2 protein-coding genes are annotated in these 1229 nt (G+C 74.8%); both read left to right on the forward strand.

Features of this window, described 5'->3' with window-relative positions; all coding sequences use genetic code 11:
- The coding region (locus tag CA983_RS43850) for a tetratricopeptide repeat protein (RefSeq protein ID WP_143645854.1) at positions 1-898 on the forward strand (898 nt) is incomplete at its 5' end.
- 3 nt (positions 899-901) lie between these two features.
- Positions 902-1229, forward strand: a 328-nt coding sequence (locus tag CA983_RS43855; RefSeq protein WP_208637186.1) for a zinc ribbon domain-containing protein, incomplete at its 3' end; no start/stop codon positions are given.

Below are 1229 nucleotides of genomic sequence, written 5' to 3' on the forward strand. Positions count from 1 at the left end.
CCCCCGCGTCGACCCCTCCGACCCCAACGCCGGTTTCCTGGCGGGCCTGATGACCTCCGCCCCGGCCGAGTTGCTCGGCGCCCTCGCGGCCGCTCCGGCCCCGTCGATCGAGACGCGGCTGCGGCAGATCCGGGCCTGGCTGGAGACCGGCGACCCGGCCGCCGCGCTGGAGGCGCTGGTCAGGCTGGAGGGGGAGCGGCCCGACGACTGGCGGGTGGTCTGGTACCGGGGCGTGGCCGCGTTGGTGACGGGCGACGACGATGGCGCCGCGCTCGCCTTCGACGCGATCTACGACGCCTTCCCCGGCGAGATCGCGCCCAAGCTGGCGCTGGGCCTGTGCGCGGAGGTGCTGGGTCAGCTCGACAACGCCGCCGAGTACTACCGGCTGGTGTGGTCGACCGACCCGAGCTATGTGAGCGCCGCGTTCGGGCTGGCCCGCGTCCAGCTGGCGACCGGGGATCGGCGCAGCGCCGTACGGACACTGGAGTCGGTCCCCGAGTCCTCCATCCACTACACAGGCGCGCGCGTGGCCGCCGTCCGGGCGCGGCTGCGGCAGCGCACGGCGATCGCCTCCGACGTACCGTTCCTGGAGGACCTCACGGCCGCCGCGGCGCAGGTGGAGGCCCTGGACGCGTACGGTCTGGATCCGGCGCGGCGCGAGCAGTTGTCGGCCGAAGTCCTCGGCTGCGCGCTGGACTGGGTACTCTCCGGGGGCCAGGGTTCCGCCCCTCCCGCCGCCGGGGGACGGACGCTGCTCGGCAGCGGCCTGGACGAGCGGGGCCTGCGTTTCGGACTGGAACGCTCGTACCGCACGCTGGCCCGGCTGGCGCGGGGCGGCGAGGAGAGGATCGACCTGGTGGAACGTGCCAATCGTTACCGCCCCCGGACGTGGGTGTAGTTGATGTCGCAGATGCCCCAGTTGTCCGCCTGCCCGAGTTGCGAGGAACCCCTCGAGTCGGGTGACCGTTTCTGCGGCGCGTGCGGATACGACCTGTCCGCCGTGCCGGCACGGCCGGAGGACAACCCGACCATCACCATGAACGGCTCGGTGCCCGCGCAGGGCGCTCCGGCCGCCGGTGCGTATCCCGAGCCGGCGTCGGTGCCGCCCACCGGCGCGGGCTGGCCCGCCCCCGGGCCGGACGGCGCGGGCGGATCGCAAGCGGCGCACCTGCCGACGGACCTTCAGGGCACGGACTCGGGCGGCTCCCCGCTGCCCCCGGACACACCCC

The organism is Streptomyces swartbergensis (assembly GCF_002148965.1).
GTDB classification, from domain to species: domain Bacteria; phylum Actinomycetota; class Actinomycetes; order Streptomycetales; family Streptomycetaceae; genus Streptomyces; species Streptomyces swartbergensis.